Source organism: Lactobacillus sp. ESL0263, from assembly GCF_003692845.1.
Classification (GTDB): domain Bacteria; phylum Bacillota; class Bacilli; order Lactobacillales; family Lactobacillaceae; genus Lactobacillus; species Lactobacillus apis.
In genome coordinates this window covers 133455-151362 of record NZ_REHL01000006.1, presented here as the reverse complement: position 1 = coordinate 151362, position 17908 = coordinate 133455, and the positions used below count along the sequence as shown (strand labels likewise).

Annotated in this window: 12 protein-coding genes; 9 read left to right on the top strand and 3 right to left on the bottom strand. The window is 36.0% G+C overall.

Annotated elements, in window-relative coordinates:
- Nucleotides 1-6 precede the first annotated feature (6 nt).
- Both F5ESL0263_RS07080 and F5ESL0263_RS07075 read left to right on the top strand, forming a co-directional pair.
- Nucleotides 7-678, top strand: a complete 672-nt coding sequence (locus F5ESL0263_RS07080) for a hypothetical protein (protein WP_122035912.1) — start codon at nt 7-9, stop codon at nt 676-678.
- On the top strand, nt 647-1744 hold the full coding sequence (locus tag F5ESL0263_RS07075) for an SIS domain-containing protein (RefSeq protein ID WP_122035910.1): 1098 nt from the start codon (nt 647-649) through the stop codon (nt 1742-1744). Before F5ESL0263_RS07080 ends, F5ESL0263_RS07075 begins: the two co-directional genes overlap by 32 nt.
- Nucleotides 1745-1801: 57 nt before the next feature.
- On the opposite strand, the gene F5ESL0263_RS07070 is transcribed toward F5ESL0263_RS07075, so the two are convergent.
- Nucleotides 1802-3169, bottom strand: coding sequence for an HD domain-containing protein (locus tag F5ESL0263_RS07070; protein ID WP_122035908.1), 1368 nt, complete (start codon nt 3167-3169; stop codon nt 1802-1804).
- A 191-nt stretch (nt 3170-3360) separates the two neighbouring features.
- Here F5ESL0263_RS07070 and F5ESL0263_RS07065 point away from each other — a divergent pair, with 191 nt between their 5' ends.
- Nucleotides 3361-4191, top strand: a complete 831-nt coding sequence (locus tag F5ESL0263_RS07065) for a helix-turn-helix domain-containing protein (RefSeq protein WP_158593026.1) — start codon at nt 3361-3363, stop codon at nt 4189-4191.
- A gap of 270 nt (nt 4192-4461) precedes the next feature.
- Here the strand turns inward: F5ESL0263_RS07065 and F5ESL0263_RS07060 are convergent, their stop codons facing one another.
- Nucleotides 4462-4698, bottom strand: coding sequence for a hypothetical protein (locus F5ESL0263_RS07060; protein WP_122035905.1), 237 nt, complete (start codon nt 4696-4698; stop codon nt 4462-4464).
- Between the two features lie 467 nt (nt 4699-5165).
- On the opposite strand from F5ESL0263_RS07060, the gene F5ESL0263_RS07055 reads away from it, so the two are divergent.
- The 4 genes from F5ESL0263_RS07055 to F5ESL0263_RS07040 all read left to right on the top strand — a co-directional run bounded on the left by F5ESL0263_RS07055 (nt 5166) and on the right by F5ESL0263_RS07040 (nt 9305).
- Entirely contained in the window at nt 5166-5570 is a 405-nt protein-coding gene (locus F5ESL0263_RS07055; RefSeq protein WP_074425810.1) for a DUF1934 domain-containing protein, read from the top strand.
- A 46-nt stretch (nt 5571-5616) separates the two neighbouring features.
- Nucleotides 5617-6162: a DNA-directed RNA polymerase subunit delta gene (rpoE, locus tag F5ESL0263_RS07050; protein WP_046307684.1), complete on the top strand. Its 546-nt coding sequence runs from the start codon at nt 5617-5619 to the stop codon at nt 6160-6162.
- Between the two features lie 118 nt (nt 6163-6280).
- On the top strand, nt 6281-7900 hold the full coding sequence (locus tag F5ESL0263_RS07045; protein WP_109715806.1) for a CTP synthase: 1620 nt from the start codon (nt 6281-6283) through the stop codon (nt 7898-7900).
- A gap of 130 nt (nt 7901-8030) precedes the next feature.
- A complete protein-coding gene (locus F5ESL0263_RS07040; RefSeq protein WP_074425808.1) occupies nt 8031-9305 on the top strand; it encodes a UDP-N-acetylglucosamine 1-carboxyvinyltransferase in 1275 nt (424 codons plus the stop codon).
- Nucleotides 9306-9784: 479 nt separating this feature from the next.
- Here F5ESL0263_RS07040 and F5ESL0263_RS07035 read toward each other — a convergent pair whose 3' ends face one another.
- Nucleotides 9785-10690: a peptidylprolyl isomerase PrsA gene (locus F5ESL0263_RS07035; RefSeq protein ID WP_122035903.1), complete on the bottom strand. Its 906-nt coding sequence runs from the start codon at nt 10688-10690 to the stop codon at nt 9785-9787.
- Nucleotides 10691-10982: 292 nt separating this feature from the next.
- Here F5ESL0263_RS07035 and F5ESL0263_RS07030 point away from each other — a divergent pair, with 292 nt between their 5' ends.
- Both F5ESL0263_RS07030 and F5ESL0263_RS07025 read left to right on the top strand, forming a co-directional pair.
- Nucleotides 10983-16958, top strand: a complete 5976-nt coding sequence (locus tag F5ESL0263_RS07030; protein ID WP_122035901.1) for a S8 family serine peptidase — start codon at nt 10983-10985, stop codon at nt 16956-16958.
- 49 nt (nt 16959-17007) lie between these two features.
- Nucleotides 17008-17652: a hypothetical protein gene (locus F5ESL0263_RS07025; RefSeq protein WP_122035899.1), complete on the top strand. Its 645-nt coding sequence runs from the start codon at nt 17008-17010 to the stop codon at nt 17650-17652.
- The last annotated feature ends 256 nt before the right edge of the window (nt 17653-17908 follow it).

Below are 17908 nucleotides of genomic sequence, written 5' to 3'. Positions count from 1 at the left end.
AGATTTATGCAATCAGCATTACTAGTAGTCTTGTTACTTTTGACCTTTGGACTTAGCTGGGTTGCAGAAGTTAAGCTAAGAAAAAAGCTACTGACACAGTTATTAACTTCTCAGAAAAATGGTGATCAAAAGCGATATTTCCAACTACTAAAATCACCGGTTGCAGTAGTTTGCTTATCTGCTAAAGCACGGGAATTTTTATCTTTAGATTATTACTTAGCATACGAGGACTATGACCAAGTTTGTCATATTGTCGCTCATCTAACTGAAAAGCCAGTAGATTTAACTAAAGAAAAAGAACAAGATTTACTGATTCGTCTGATGAGGTGCTATCTCTTTTATCTGGATAGTAACCATTCAAATAAAGCGATTGAGTTAGAAGAATATTTGCTTAATAATTGTAAACTTCCTGAAGTTCGTGCAGAAGTTCAGGAACTACATCAAGTTTATCTAGCACCAGATAGGGAAGTGTTAGCTAAATTAAAAGAGCAGTTGGATACGGCCGATGAACCACAGCAGCAACTTATTATTTATCAAAGGTTAGTTAAAGTAACCGAAGAGTTGGACTTAAAAAAGCAAGCAAAAGAGTATTTAGAAAAAATGCGCGAACTTGCGCAAACAACAATTAAAATGGAGGAATTTAAAGATGACAAAACTAACAATGATGGGACACATTGAGGACACAGCTCGGGTATTGCAAAGAGCAATTGATGAACGAAATGATTATGGTAAGGAGTTTATTTCTTTCTGGTTAAACAATGACTTTAAAAAAATTATTTTTACTGGTTCGGGGACTTCATATAATGCAATGCGTGTAATACGCAATATGTTTGTCAAACTACTAAATGTGGAAGGCGTTGCAATTGAACCAACTGTTTTTACTAACTCGGAAAGCATTAATCCAAGCAGCTGTTTTAGAGATGATCAAATTTTAGTAGTAGGTTTATCCCAACATGGCGATAGCATTTCTACTTGTGAGGCTTTGCAACATGCACAAAAGTGTGGATATTCAACTTTAGGCATTTCAGAACAATTGGGATCAGCAATTACTAAAATTGCAGATCACTATGTTCACCTAGTTTGTGAAGAAGAACAGATTGGGCCAGAGACTCGTGGCTATACTGAGACTTTGTTACAATTCTATTTACTTGCTGTTGAAATTGCTCATCAATCTCAACTAATTGGTAAGGAAAAATATGACCAATTAATCAAGGATGCACAAGACTTAGTTGATAATTTCCCAACTGTTGTTAAAGAAAGTACTGCATGGTATGAAAGGCAGCAAGATGAACTAGTTGAAATGCAAAAAGCTTCAATTGCAGGTTATGGTTATAACTTCCCAACTGCACTTGAAGCTAGATTGAAGTTCTTTGAAACTTTTGGCCGTCCAACTAGTGCATATGAACAAGAAGAGCAATTGCATGGACCACTTCGCGCATATCATGACGACAACTTCATTTTCTTAATCGGTGGTAATAAAGGTCCAGAATTTGACCGCATGGTTGATGTAGCAGCATATTACCGTCGTGCTTATACTGAACATGTTTTTGTGGTTTCTGGTGAAGACTTTGAAGCAACTGACAGAGATTTAAAACTAAGTGTAAAAACTACCCCAATACTTTCTCCTATTTTCTATGTTGTTCCATTCCAAATTTTGTCAGCTAAACTATCTGAGAAAGTTGGCATTGATACCAGTGTCAGTCCTGTAACTGATACTTCAATTTCAGGACACATGAACGTATAACCTAACAAACAGCTCCCCAAACAAAAAAGATCGAATTCAATCAGAATTCGGTCTTTTTTATTTTTTATTAGTTTTTGGTTTTCGCAAATAGCGCAGTTTACCATTTTTGACATAACGTTGGAATTGTTGGTAAAGCGGGTCAAAAATTTGTGGTTCATCGCTATTGGACATCATGATTTTAGGGAAGAAGAACCGCTCGTCGCCTTGAATTGTTCCATTAAGTGCGCGAACTAACGGACTTAACTGTGATAACTCAATTAGTTGACCGTCAGCTTGCATGATTTCGATTTGACTATTAGCGTTTTTCCCGCTTGGCTTATACGCATCATAAGGTTCATCAAAAGCGGAATTGGTGTCTGTATAATAGAGCGGATCAAACCCCGCTTGCTTAATTAGGTCCTTTAATTTAGGTAATAAGCTTTTAGTTTCGTCATCGATGCAAATACTTGCTAGTGGTTTTCGGTACAAATAGCAATTTGCTAAATCAGCTAAAATTGGGTCGCTTGCCTTTGTCCACATGGAGAAGTTTGTTTCCATGACTCCATCGTCTAATTCAAGGTAGTCACTGAGCGTCCAGTCGCCAGCTAAAAACTTGGCTAAACTTGGTGTAACTTGCAGGGTGCCTTGCTCATAAACGACTTTTGCTCGTTCAAGTAAATGCTGCAAAATGACTTCCATTGAGCGGCCAACACGGTGAAAGTATACTTGCTGATACATTTGATAGCGCGAAACGATATAATCCTCAACTGCATGCATTCCGGCCATTGTGAAGCAAATGCCACCTTGATAAGGTCTAATTTCCTGAAGAATTCGCGACAAATCAAATTCGCCGTATGTAACGCCAGTGAAGTATGCATCACGTTTAAGATAATCCATACGGTCAGCATCAGCCTGACTGGAAATCATTTTAACGACTTGAGGATTAGGATAAGTTTTGTCAATAACGCTAGCCACTAATTCAGGAAAGTTTGGCGCAACTTCGCGCAAAACATGGTTAATTTCTGTATTAGGGTCAGTAATAATCTTTTGGCCAATCTTTTCGTGGTTTGTACCAAATAGATGCTCAAAAGTATGTGAGTACGGTCCATGTCCGATATCGTGGAGTAAACCGGCACATTCAACTAATAAGCGGTTATTGTCGTCCCACAGACCATCACCCGAATTATGAGATGGGTACTTTTCTGCGAAAATATTACAGATTTTTCTAGTTAACTCGTATACACCTAGATTATGTTCGAAACGGGTATGAGTTGCTCCAGGGAAAACATATGAAAGAGGGCCGAGTTGTTTGATGCGACGCATTCTTTGGAATTCTTCTGTTTTTAAAATGTCCAATATGACTTGATCTTCAATGTGAATGTAGTCATGAACAGGATCACGTAAAACAACTTCTTTAGTTAATTTTTTACTTTGAAATTTTGGCATAAATATTCCTCGAAGTTAGTTTATAATGTAAGATTAAAAATTGATTATTTACTTGATTATAGCAAATTTGCAATTTATAGGGCACTTTGAATATTCAAAAGGATCAATTTGTTAAAAACAAATAATATTTTTGAATGTTTTTCTGATTAGTGACCATAATATTTTATATGGAATAAAAAGGGATGATAATTATGAATCGCATTGGGAACAAATTAAAAAAGTTACGTCATGATTTAGGTTTAACCCAAAAGGAGATGGCCGCTGATGTAATTTCTGTTTCGTTTTATTCAAAGGTTGAACGTGGCTTTCATGATATCGGAGCAGAAGAGTTGATCCAAATTCTTGAAAAACATGGGGTTAGTTTTCAGGAGTTTTTTGCTGAGCCAAAAAAGAATGATCTTAATACTAAAAAACTTAATGCTTTGGTAAATGATCTTGTTAAGGCGGCAAACGAGGATAATGATATTGAGATAACAAACATTACTAATCAATTAATGCAAATTGAGCCACAAACAAGTGTAACAGAATCACTTGTTTTACAAGCAAAGGTTATTTCTAGTACTCATAGTAAAGATTCATTAAAAAAATTATCAAATACGGAAAAAAAGAAAATTAAGCAATTGGTGTTTCAAAAAGATATTGATGAAAATGGATATCTAAGAATTGTTTTGATAAGCAATGTGATGGAAATTTATACTATAGATGAATTAACTTTTTTAATAAAAAGTATTATTAGAAGATATCAAGATGTGGCTAAGCTCGAAAAGGAGGTACTAATAGCACTGAGTGTATTGATGGTTAACTATATAGATTTTTGCCTACAGCAAAATAAGATAAATCTATGTAAAGAACCATTAAATTATTTAAAGAAGCTTCCTTGTATAGTTGAACTAGCGCTTACTAAAATATTAGGCAAGTACTATGAAGATATAATAGAAGGTAAAAAAGAAGAAGCAGATAAAATAAAGAAAGTTCTAACTATTTCAGGCTATAAAGCAAATGTAGAAAGAATGAAAAGATGATTTTTCGAATATGAAAATTGTGTTGTAAATAATATAATAGGGGGTATTATTACTGTAAAAAGTTCGATTTATATAGGAGAGAGAAAATGGATTTATTGAAAACAGTAATTATCATTGTTGCATATTAAAAATAATTATTTAAGAAGTAATATAGTATAAATTAAAGTAAAAAAGAGCTAGCTCAAGTTTCATGCTTGACTAGCTCTTTTTGTTTTTATTTGTTTTTGAAGTCAGATTTATTTTTAGACTTCAATCTAAGTTGACGAGTTTCTACTCATTCCTCTGTTCCCAGATAGCTTTGAGTCGTGCTAGCTCTTTGGGGTCTGGGTTCATTGCATCAGCCTTCAATTTCTTGATATCATCAGAAGATGGTTCCCAGCCATCTAAATGTGTAGCTTGAACTGCTCCTCTAATTTGCTGGAACATAGTCTTGTCAGGTATAAAAACGCCTTGAATAGTTTGCTTCTCGTTGTCAATGTCTAAGCTATATTGTTTTGAGTTTGACATATTTTGTAAATCTCCTACATTTTGAGCTGGTAAAAACAATGGACTCTTAAAAGGTCAAATTGAAATTAGTCTTCTTAAGTTCTAATGATAGTTAGGATTATCAAGATTCATCTTTTAATTAGTTGCAATCATATTATGTACTACTATCAATATAGTTATATTTTATCAAATTTTGCTCATTTATGGGCGAGTGTTGACCATAATCAGAAATATTGGTGGCCCAGTTTCATCAATGGTTTCAGGTATAATTCTTGACTGTGCCAGTGGAAAATTTATTATTGTCTTTTGCTCAAGCTTAATCACAATAGGTGGGATTAAGCTGGTAATATCACCGAAAAAGGAATTGGAGTAATTACTGGTATAAAAAAATAATTTGTTTTATAATGTTTTCTGCTAAAATTAAGAAGGATATTAAGAGTTACTGCTAATCTTGATGGTTAGCTTTTTTATTGCAAAGAATCAAATATATGACTAAAGTAAAAATTGATTTTACTAGTAAAATTGTTCAGGAAAAGGAAAGTGAGACTTTCCATAAAACTGGACAGGGTGAACTAATCGAAAATGGAGACGTAACTAGGGTCTCTTACTTAGAAGATGACAAAGTTCCAGTTAAACTGCTAATTAAAGAAAATGATGTAATCATCAAGCGTGGTAATACTAACGATGATTATTCGCAACTTCATTTTACGGTTGGACAAAAAAGGGACTGCCGTTATGTTGCATCTGGCTATCAAATGGACCTGAAGAGTTCCACTAAATTAATTAAATTTTTCCCTAAAATTGACGGTTCAAAGCAACTTCAGATTGAATATGACCTCTTTAGTGGACTATACTTAGTAGGAAGTTACACAGTTACGTTGATTTTTACTTGAGCGCCTAGTAAAATAAAAAGGATTGTTAAAAGAGAGGAATACAATTGTGGGATTAAACGACTTTAAAGACAAAAATCGCAATGAACTATCAATGATTGAAGTTGCTCGTGCAATATTGGAAGATAACAATAAAAGAATGGGTTTTGCCGATATTGTTAATGCCGTACAAAAGTACTTGGGAGAGAGTGACGAGGAAATTAGGGAACGTTTACCCCAATTTTACACGGACTTGAATACCAACGGTGAATTCATTTCAATGGGTGAAAATGTTTGGGCTTTACGTTCATGGTTTCCTTATGAATCAGTTGACGAAGAAGTTAACCATCCAGAAGATGAGGACGAAGATGACAGTCGTGCACATCACAAGAAAGTTAATGCTTTCTTAGCAAGTGCTACTGGAAGCGACGACATTATTGACTACGATAATGACGATCCAGAAGATGAAGATTTAGATGCGACAGCTGACGATGAAGCAGATGACTTTGTCGAAGATGAAGATTTCGTTGATACTGATGATGACGATGATGAAGATTTGCCAGATGGCATTGAAGGTCAATTGTCAGAATTAGATGATGACGAAGATGATGAATAATTCTCTTGACTTAATGACGCAAAATAGATAGTATTTTAATTGGGCACCCTTATGTGCGTTTATGCTCCCTTTTTGGGAGCTTTTTTATTTTTATTTTTTGCAAAAAGGAGTTTGGCTAATGACAAAATATATTTTCGTTACGGGCGGCGTTGTTTCTTCACTAGGCAAGGGAATTACTGCTTCAAGTCTTGGTCGGTTATTAAAAAATCGTGGTTTGAAAGTAACCATGCAAAAGTTTGATCCATATATCAACATTGACCCAGGTACAATGAACCCATATCAACACGGTGAGGTTTTTGTAACTGATGACGGAACAGAAGCAGATCTTGACTTAGGCCACTACGAGCGAATTGTAGATGTGCGTACCAGTAAATACTCAAATGTAACTACTGGTAAAATTTACAAAGAAGTTTTGGAAAAAGAACGTCGTGGTGATTACCATGGCGCTACTGTTCAAGTTATTCCTCATATTACGGATATGATTAAGCAAAAAATCATGCGTGCAGGCTTAACCACTGACTCTGATGTGGTTATTTCTGAAATTGGTGGTACAGTTGGTGACATTGAATCTACTCCTTTTATGGAAGCAATTAGACAAATGCGTCGTGAAGTCGGTGAAGAAAATGTGATGTACATTCACTGTACTTTAGTACCATATTTACACGCAGCTAAAGAAATGAAAACTAAGCCAACCCAGCACTCCGTTGCTGAATTGCGCAACATCGGTATTCAACCAAATATGTTAGTTTTACGTGCAGAAATGCCAATCAACCAAGAACATAAGGATAAGATTTCTAACTTTACTGATGTCCCAGTTGATCGAATTATTGAATCAATCGATGCACCATCACTTTTCGACTTACCATTAGCCTTTAAAGAACAAGGTATGGATCAAAAAGTTTGTGACTTTTTACATATTAAGAGTCCAAAAGATGAAGCTGATATGGCTGAATGGACCCGTCTTGACGAAAGGGTTAAGAACTTAAAGTACAAGACCAAGATCACTTTAGTTGGTAAATATGTTGAACTTGAAGATGCTTATATTTCTGTTACTGACGCACTTAAGCATGCTGGATATTCTTATAATACTGATGTTGAAATTAACAAGGTACAAGCAGAAGATATAACCGAAGACAATATTGCAGACTTCATGAAAGGTTCCGATGGCTTGATTGTTCCCGGAGGATTTGGTTCCCGCGGTTTTGAAGGCATGATTACTGCAATTAAATATGCCCGTGAAAATGACATTCCATTCCTTGGAGTATGTTTGGGTATGCAAATGGCAACTGTTGAATTTGCACGTGACGTTTTAGGATATAAAGATGCAAATACTGCTGAAGCTGATCCTAACACTAAGCACAATGTGATCGATATTATGGCTGACAAACGTGATGAAGAAAACATTGGTGGTACTTTACGTTTAGGTCTTTATCCAGCAGCATTAAAGCCTGGTACTAAGACTGCAGCTGCTTATGACAATCAAGATGTTATTCAAGAACGTCACCGTCATCGTTACGAATTTAACAATGAATACCGTGAAGCATTTGAAAAGGCTGGAATGACCTTTGCAGGTGTCTCACCAGACAACCACTTAGTCGAAGTAATCGAACTTACAAAGAATAAGTTTTTCATTGCTGCACAATATCACCCTGAATTTTTGAGTAGACCACAAAGACCAGAAGGACTATATAAGGCCTTTATCGGTGCTGCTTCTGGTTTAGAGGAAGAAAAACTATAAAGAGTGAAATTGAATAATACAAAAATCTTTATTTTTAAGCAGGGAAGACGAAGGTCTTCCCTTGTTTTTTCCGGTAAATTCCTTTAACATAATTATGACTAATCGAAAATAGAAAAGGATTTTTTCGCCAATGAAGCAAATGATAATTCATGGTGGAAAGCCCCTACAGGGTGATGTCTGGATTGGCGGCGCAAAGAACTCAACCGTTGCACTAATTCCGGCATCAATTTTGTCGCGTACACCGGTAACTTTGGAAGGCGTTCCAAGGATTGCAGATGTTGACAACTTAATGGATTTACTGAGTGAGATGGACGTCGTTTGTTCTTTTGAAAAGACAACTTTACAAATCAATCCAGAGAACATTAAGATGAGCCCATTGCCAAGTGGTAAGATCAAGAGTTTACGAGCTTCCTATTACTTTATGGGTGCTCTTCTTGGCCGTTTTGGTAAGGCTGTTGTGGGCTTCCCTGGCGGGGATGATATTGGACCCCGCCCCATTGACCAACATATCAAAGGTTTTGAAGCCTTAGGTGCATGTGTAACAAATGAAAATGACCAAATAACAATTACTGCTCCCGATGAAGGACTGCAAGGAGCGACTATTCACCTAGAAATGCCATCCGTAGGCGCGACAATGAATATTATCATGGCTTCAGTTACCGCAAATGGGCAAACTGTCATTGATAACGCTGCTAAAGAACCTGAAATAATTGACTTAGCAACTTTCCTTAATAATATGGGTGCAGTTATTCGTGGGGCAGGAACCGATTCAATTCGAATCGAGGGTGTTGAAAAGTTAGAAGCTAGAGCTCCGCATACGATTATTCCTGACCGAATTGAAGCTGGAACGTACATTTCTCTTGCTGGCTGTATTGGCAACGGTATCTGCATTCATAACATTATTGAAGAACACCTTGATTCTTACCTTGCGAAGGTAGAAGAAATGGGACTCGTCATTGATGCAGATGAGGACTCACTTTACGTTTATCCTGCTGGCGACTTGAAAATGACGCAGATTAAAACTGGTGCATACCCAGGTTTTGCTACTGATTTGCAACAGCCTGTAACTCCTTTGCTGTTATCTGCTAAGTCAGGTGAAGGTGTAATAATTGATCGCATTTACCCTAAAAGAATTGGTCATATTGAGCAATTGCGTAAGATGGGTGCTGACATCAAAGTAGAGGATAATATTATTCTTGTTCATCCGACTGAAAAGCTGCATGGGGCAACTGTTGCTGCTGGAGAAATCAGAGCTGGTGCATGTTTGATGATTGCGGGACTAATGGCAAAAGGTGACACAATTATCAATAATGCTGGTAATATTCTTCGTGGTTATGATCGCGTCCAAGAAAAATTACGCTTGCTAGGTGCTGACGTTACAATCAAAGACGTTCCAGATAAGTAGCTAAAAATAGTGCAATTAAAGATATTTAAGTAAACGACTAATCTTTTGATTAGTCGCTTTTTACTATTTTCATTAATATCGATTACTAGTACTCTTTATTATTTTATTAAATCTGCTTTTTGTAGTTCTATTTGATTGTTTAATACAACATGCTGATTTTCGGAAGATGAAAAATAATTAGATATTAGAGTTTATAATATATTGCTGCTCGAGTGAAAAATAAAGAATAATACTTTTAATTAACAAAATAGAAGGCAAATCTCAACTTTAGAGGTTTGCCTTCTATTAGTCTGTAATCATCTTACGGAACGGATATAGTTTAACATCTTTTGCAATTTAGTCTGTTTGGTAGATATTCCTGACATGTTGTCGCAAATTGCATAATAAAAGTAGATTATAAATGATTTGTGATTGATTAGATATTTAAAAATTTTGAATCGTTAGTAAGTGTTCGACATGATTTTATAAGCAGCTAAACGCTAATTTAGCCCTGACTTTGTAGATCCTTTGTATTGATCCAAGGCAGATTTTAAATCCTTGTCTGTAATTTTGACGTTTTGATCTTTCAAAACTTGACTGATTACATTTCTCATAACAGCAGAATTTGCAGCCCATTTGTCATAAAGATTATTTGCTAGTTCTGCTTTATTGTTTTCAAAACTCCCTTTAGCCGGGTGGTTAATCATTTTTATTATCTCATAGCCATTAGTAACTTTTACTGGGGCGTCGGTATATTCACCATTTTTAAGCTTATATGCAGCATTTTTGAAAGTAGAATCCAAATTTTTATTTTCTTGGTTAAAAGGTGCTAATTTTCCGCCATTAGTGCTGGTAGAGCTATCCACAGAATATTCTTTTGCTAAACTTGAAAAACTTTTTCCCTTGTCCAACTGATTGATAATTTTTCCAGCTGTTGATTGACTCGTTACTAAAATATGCTGAGCAGTAATTTTTGGTTGATACGTTTTCCATTCTGCTCTTAATTGCTTATCTGTTGGCTTGATTTGAGACCGCAATGCAATTTCACTAAGTAGATTAATTTGAATCATTCTCTTAAACGATGACTTAGTGTATAAATTTTGTGCTAAAAACTCATCAAATTGTGAACCATAGCGTTCTTTATAATTATTGTATTCTTGAGTAACTTCTTTAGAATTCAATTTTTCCCCATATTGGGCTTTTAGAGCGTCATAAATTAACAAATTAGCTAAAACACTTTTACTCGAAGGAGCTGACTTAAGTTCCTTATAAAACTCTTGTTGCGTAATTTTTTTGTCTTTTCCATATTGAGCAACTTCTGCATTATTTGACTTTGAACAGCCTGCTAAGCTTAGTAAAGAAATACTAGTTACAGCAGTTATTACACCTTTTGATAATTTGTCCATTTTATCTCCTCCAATGAAGATTTCTTATCTAATTATTAAAAACATTAAAGCAGATTGCAACTTTTTATTTAATAAAATTACAAAAAATAACAAGTAATAAACAGGCACTCATCACGGTTGAAGCTAAAAAAGCCATGTATTACAGTAAAAATTAAATAAAAACCAATAGCTAGCATTACTAAAATATTGTTGATTTTTTAATTTATTACTATATAATTTTTAATTAAATTGGTAACATTATTAATTTAATCAGGCAAAAACACTTTTATTAATTAGGCTTGGGGGACTAACCATGAAAAAAAATAAGTATGTGGGAGTGCTAGTTTGTGCGGCTGCACTTTCTGTATTCTCTAATGCTGAACTGCAAGTTAAAGCCAGTGTTGACAGTCAAACAAAAACTGTTGCAAAAAGCTCTAAAGTAACAGAATCAGCTACAGTGGGCGTGACAAACAAAGCAATTGAAGCACAATTAGCTGCAAAGGGAGTTAATCTTAAGCATTTAACTTCTAGCGAAAAGCAAGATGTATATGTTGATGTAATTGTTCAATTGTCTGCTGCACCTGCAGCTGCAAATGGTTCAGTAAACACAAATTCAAGTAGTGCAGAAATTGAGCGGGCTACAAAACAAGTAATTGCTCAACAGGCTTCAGTTAAAGCAAATATAAAGGCAATTACCAATCAAGCAATTGGTCAAAGCTATGGTTATGTAGTTAACGGTTTTGCTACTAAAGCAAAGGTTAAAGATATTCAAAAATTAAGAGCTATTCCAGGTGTTAAATCTGTAACTTTGGCAAAGGTTTACTATGCCAATGATTCTTCAGCTGATGATATGGCTAATGTTTCAACAGTTTGGAATAATTATAAATATAAAGGTGAAGGCACTGTAGTTTCTATCATCGATACAGGTATTGATCCTAATCATAAAGATCTACGTTTGAGTGATGAATCTAAAGCAAAATTAACTAGGGAAAAGGTTGCTGCTTTCACTAAAGAAGCAGGTTATGGTCGCTACTTTACTGAAAAGGTCCCATATGGACATAACTATTCAGATAACAATGACAATATTACTGACAATAGTTCTAGTACTCAACACGGTATGCACGTTTCAGGTATCGTAGGTGCCAATGGTACTTCAGATTCTGTTAATTCAGTTGTAGGTGTTGCTCCAGAAGCTCAGTTATTAGCAATGAAGGCATTCTCTAATTCAGCTAGTTCTGCTTCTACTGATTCTACTAGCGTTATTGGGGCAATTGATGATTCAGCTAAACTTGGTGCTGATGTTTTGAACATGTCCTTAGGTTCTGTTTCTGGTCAGCAAACTGATGATGATCCAGAAATTGCTGCTGTTGAGCGTGCTACTAAGACAGGTACTGCTGCTGTAATTTCTGCTGGTAACTCCGGGACCTCAAACTCAAAATCTGATGGCAACAACAAGGCATATTATGGCAATCCTGATATGGAAACTATAGGTAGTCCGGGTACTGCCAGAACTGCCACAACGGTTGCATCAGCAGAAAATAATAAAGTTACTACTGATGGTATAACTTTTACTTCAGCTGATGGTAAAACTGTAGTAGCAGGCCCAGAAGCTACTCAACTTTCAGAAGGTACCGATCGTTCATTCTTTAATGACAAGCAATTCTATGTTGTTAAAGATAAAAACGGACAATTAGGTATAGGTTCTGCAAATCAATATACATCTGATGTTAAGGGGAAAATTGCCATCGTTAAGCGTGGGGCTCTTGCTTTTACAGATAAACAAAAATTTGCGCAAGAAGCAGGGGCTGCTGGTTTAATCATTGTTAATAATCAAGCCGGTGCATTAACTAACATGCAACTTAATGCCGGGTTCCCAACTGTTGGATTATCAGGGGCTGCTGGAAGCAAGTTAGTAGAATACGTTGAAAAAAATCCTGATGAAGCATTAAAGGTAAGTATTGCTGTACAGCCATTAGATAATTCAGCGCTCAAGACAGATTTAATGTCTGACTTTACTTCATATGGTCCTGTTTCTAATTTGGCCTTTAAACCAGATATTTCAGCACCTGGTGGAAATATTTGGTCAACGCAAAACAATAATGGCTATACTAACATGTCAGGTACTTCTATGGCGTCTCCATTTATTGCTGGTACGCAAGCACTTGTTAGTCAAGCAATGAATGATAAAAATGGTTCTTTCTATGAAATTTATCAAAAGATGAGTCCAGATGAAAGAACAGCATTTATTAAGGCTTTGGAAATGAATACTGCAAGTATTCAACCTGATATTAGTCATGATAATGTAATTGTTTCACCTCGTAGACAAGGTGCTGGATTTATCAATGCACAAGCTACTATTCAGGCATTAGCTAAAAATCCTTCGACTGTTGTTGGTAGCAATGGCTATCCAGGTGTTGAACTTAAGAGCTTCACAAATAGAACACTCAACTTCAAAGTTAAGTTTGTTAATAGAACGGATAAGACTTTAACTTATAAGTTAACTAATAATGGTAAAGAATCAGATGTTTATACTTCTGCTATTGATAGTAGTTCAGTTTTATACGACAAGAAGATTGATGGTGCTTCAGTTCAAGCTGATGGTGATGTAGCTGTTCCTGCAAATTCAACTAAGGAATTAACTATTACATTAGCACTGCCATCTGATTTTAAGGAAAACCAGTTTGTTGAAGGATTCCTGACCTTTAATGGATCAGATAGTTCACAATTGCGTTTACCATACATGGGATTCTTTGGCGACTGGGCAAGTTCAGATTTGCCAATCTTTGCTAGCTTAAATGATCCAGACGTGTTCCACCCTGAGAATAACATCTTGGGTACCATTGTAACTGTTGGTAATGACTCTATTAATGCTAACCCGGGCTTAGATATTGATGATGAAGGTAATTATGTATTTGATTCCTCGAAATTCGCAATTTCTACTGCAGATAATGCTCAATTCCAATGGTTTAAACCGACATATTACTTATATAGAAATGCGAATAACGTTAAGGCTCAAATTTTGGATAAAGATGGCAAAGTAATTAATACTTTAGCTTCATTGAGTAATGCCACTAAGTCATACTACTATGCACCAGCTCAAACATACAATTACTTTGATGAAGCTCCTGAGTGGCATGGTACATACTTTGACCAACAAGCTAACAAGACAGTTAAAGTGCCTGATGGAACATACACTTACAGAATCTCTGCTACTGTTGATGGCACAAACACGGAGCAGCACTACGATATGCCAGTTAAGGTAGACAGTGTTAAACCTGTATTAAAGAATCTCAAGTTAGAATCAAGTACAGAAAAGGGTGCCGACGGCCAAGAAAAGACTCGTTACTACTTGTCTGTCGAAGCTAAGGACGACCTTAGTGGTTTGAGTGGTGACGCGAATGTTTCTATAAATGGTATCTTCAGTCAGTTAGCATATGATCCAACTGTTAAGGTAGATGAAGAAGGCTTCCAAAAAGTTGAAATCGACTTATCTCCTGAACAGGTAAAAGCTTTACAAGCAGGTACTAATGACTTTGCTGTAGCTTTATTTGATAATGCTTCAAATGCAGGAACTGCTTCAGGTAAAAGCAATAAACCTGGTGAAACTGGCTTTGGCTTAGTTCTTAGAGATGGTGGCTTACCAGATAAGATTTCTTCAAAGACTAAGAATTATGATCCTGACACTGAATCCTTTGTCTTCTCAGGTAGTTACCCAAGCAAGGTATATGGTACTTATACTGATAAGCATGGTGAGACTCATGACTTAGATATCGAAAGTGACGATGATAATACATTTGCTGCTGCGCTTCCACTTACTAAGGACGATTACAAGACAAAGGTTACCCTTTATGCCGATGCTGACCATAAGACCGTCCTTAAAGAAAAAGAAATTACAGTTAGTCTTGTACCAGCCAAGGTTGAAAGCTTAACCGTTGATAAGACTGATACTTACGATGCAAGCAAGGATTCATCAGCTGAATTGGCCCAAACATCTGAAGCTACTGTTAAGCTATCAGGTAAAGTGAGTGATGATACTAAGTCGTTAGTAATTAAGCAAGATGGCGAAGATGACATATCAGTTGATTTAAAGGATGACCATACTTTCTCTGTTGAATTACCAGTAAGCTTTGGTGAAAACAACTTTAATCTTGTGACAACTGATGAAGATGGTAATTCATCCAGTATTGAACAAAAGGTTAAGTCTAGTGATCATGGTAAAACAACTGTAAAAAGCAGTGACGTTACATTCGATAACGGCATCAAGTGGGGCACCAGCACCGTTAGCGCTAATACCAAAAACTATGATCCTAAAACTGGCCAGTTGACTATTACTGGCAAGGTAAGAAGACCAACTACTACTTTGCAAATTGATGGTAAGGACGTGAAGATTAATTCTGATCAAACATTTGAAGTAACGCTAAATGTTGGTACTCACGGTGCTAAGATTATAAATGCTTTGATTGGTGATTCAACTGTTAGAGAAACTACTCAAGAGAGACTAACTTTCTATGTAGATGCAGAATCACCTGTTTTAACCCTAGATGATGATGGTCCTGTTTACATTAACAAGGATAAATATACTATTTCTGGTACTGTCACTGATGACTACAATTACTATGGACTATCAATCAATGGTAATAATATTGAATCTGCCTGGGGGGATGTAGATTACAACAGCAAGGAAGGTGTCAAGAAGGACTTTAAGTATGAAGTTGAATTGAAGAAGGGTAAGAATACTTTTAATATTAAAGTAACTGATGCCCAAGGCAATGAAACTACTCAAGCTTTAGTTGTTTACTATGAACCAAAAAAGACCTTAGATGAGCCTGATGTAAAGCAAACTATGGCAGAAGATGCTGAGTCTGCTCTCCTTGAAGCTACTACCAAGGAGCCTGATGCAAAGGTGGTTTACAGTGTTGATGGCGGCAAGACATTCAAGGATATGCCAGCCGACGGACTCAAAGTCACTGAAAATGGTACCGTTGAATTCAAGGCTGTTGATAAGTATGGTAATGAATCTGATGTTAAATCTGTAGAGGTCAAGGATCTTAATGAGAAAACTAATCCTAGTGCAGATGAAGAAAAATTATCCAAGGCTAAAGAAAAGCTTCAAGCTGGTGTTGATGCTGGCGAAAAGAAAGACTTGAGTGGCTACACTGATGATTCTAAGAAAGCTTATGAAGAAGCTTTAAACAAGGCAAAAGATGTTTTGGCAGACAAAGATGCTACATTGAAAGATGTTCAGGCTGCAACTGATGCATTAGATAAAGCAGAAAAGGCATTGGCTGATAAAGAAAATGGTACTTCAGATGACGAGTTGTCTAAGGCAAAGAAGGAACTTCAAGCCAAGGTTGACGCCGGTGCTAAGAAGGACTTGAGTGGCTACACTGATGATTCCAAGAAGGCTTATGAAGAAGCTTTAGACAAGGCAAAAGATGTCTTAGCAAAAGACGAAGCTACATTGGAAGACGTCAAGGCTGCAACTGATGCATTGGATAAAGCAGAAAAGGGATTGGCTGATAAAGAAAATGGTACTTCAGATGACGAGTTGTCTAAGGCAAAGAAGGAACTTCAGGCCAAGGTTGACGCAGGCACCAAGAAGGATTTGGGTAAATACACTGATGAATCCAAGAAGACTTATGAAAAAGCTTTAGACAAGGCAAAAGATGTCTTGGCAAACAAAGACGCTACATTGGAAGATGTCAAGGCTGCAACTGATGCATTGGATAAAGCAGAAAAAGACTTAACTGTTAAGCCTACTGAACCATCTATTCCATGGACCAATACCACTCCAAGTTCCATTGAATCTACTTCACAAGCAAGTGCAGATGTAACTGCTTCAGATAATAACAAGAATAATGCGGAAAATAAGGATACCAAAGAAGAGGGTAAATCAACTAAGGTAATGTTCAAGTCTGTTCTTTACACTAAGGAGATCAAGAAGACTTCTAAGATTGCCAAGGCATATAGCTTCCTTAATCTTGTAGTTGAAAAAGATAAGTTAAAGATTTATACATTTAATGGTCAACATTTCTACAAGGTAGTAGATAAAGACGAATATGTTCGTGTAAGAAACATTACTGGTACCAAGGCTAAGTTGAAGAGAAATTCTTACGTATACAAGTCTAATGGTAAGAAGGTATCACGCCAGCTTCTCAAGAAGGGTGCCACTGTAACCATCTACGGTGATCAATATAAAGCTTTAGAGAAATTCAAGAAAACATATAGAGTTGGCGAAGGCAAATACGTCAAGAGCGTAAACTTCTATGAAGTTCATCTTGTAAAATAGTTTTTAGATTTAAAAAAGCGATTAAATATATAAAGGGTGGTTTAATGAAATGAAATTAAAATTAGTAAGAATATCAAAAATCGCTTTAGCGGCAGCTCTTCTTTGTGCTCCGATTGCAGCGGTAGCAACATCAAGTAATATTATTTCTGCTAAGACAGCTGCGAATAAAAAGACACCGTACCATTATTCAACAAAAGCTTGGACTAAGAAATTAGCAAAAGCTGGCTATTCATTTAAACTACCTAATGCAGCTAAAGGTGCTTTGTATAAGCCTAACGGTAAGCCTTATGGTAAAAAGTCACTTAAGAAGATTGTAAAAAGCAATACTCTTTTTAAAGCAAAAAAAGTAAGGTTAATCCACAACAATGTATTCGTTGATCTTGTATCAAAGAATGGTAAATTCAAGGGTTATACTTCATACATTAATGGCATTTATAATAAGAACTTGGATAATCCAAAATTACAGCCACTAATAGAAGCTGAATTAGGTGTAATGACTGCAAAAGTTAATCAAAATCCGACAGCTGATTTATTAGGTCAGGCGCAAAACGAGGCCGCTAAATTAACTGGTAAAGAGAAGAAAATTGCTGATCTTTCGCTTAAGCAACTAAAAGAATTCGTTGAATATGGAACAGTAGCTGAAACACCAGTATTGCTGATCGGCCGCTATCCAGGAAGTGTAGTAGAAAAATAATTTAATTTAAACAAAAATAATTTTTAAAGGACTTGAAGACAATAGCTTCAAGTCCTTTTTGTTTTCACACTGATATAAATTTTTCACACAAATGCTTTTTAAATTAATAAAAAGTGCGTGCGCCAAAGAGAAAAAACACTATAACAAGAGCGAATTAGATGAAAAATCTTTTTCTGCCAGCCGGATTCACAGTTTGCTACAGTGAAAAAAGCTCAGATTTGTTAATAAAGTTAATGTAAAATGACTTTGAAAGCGG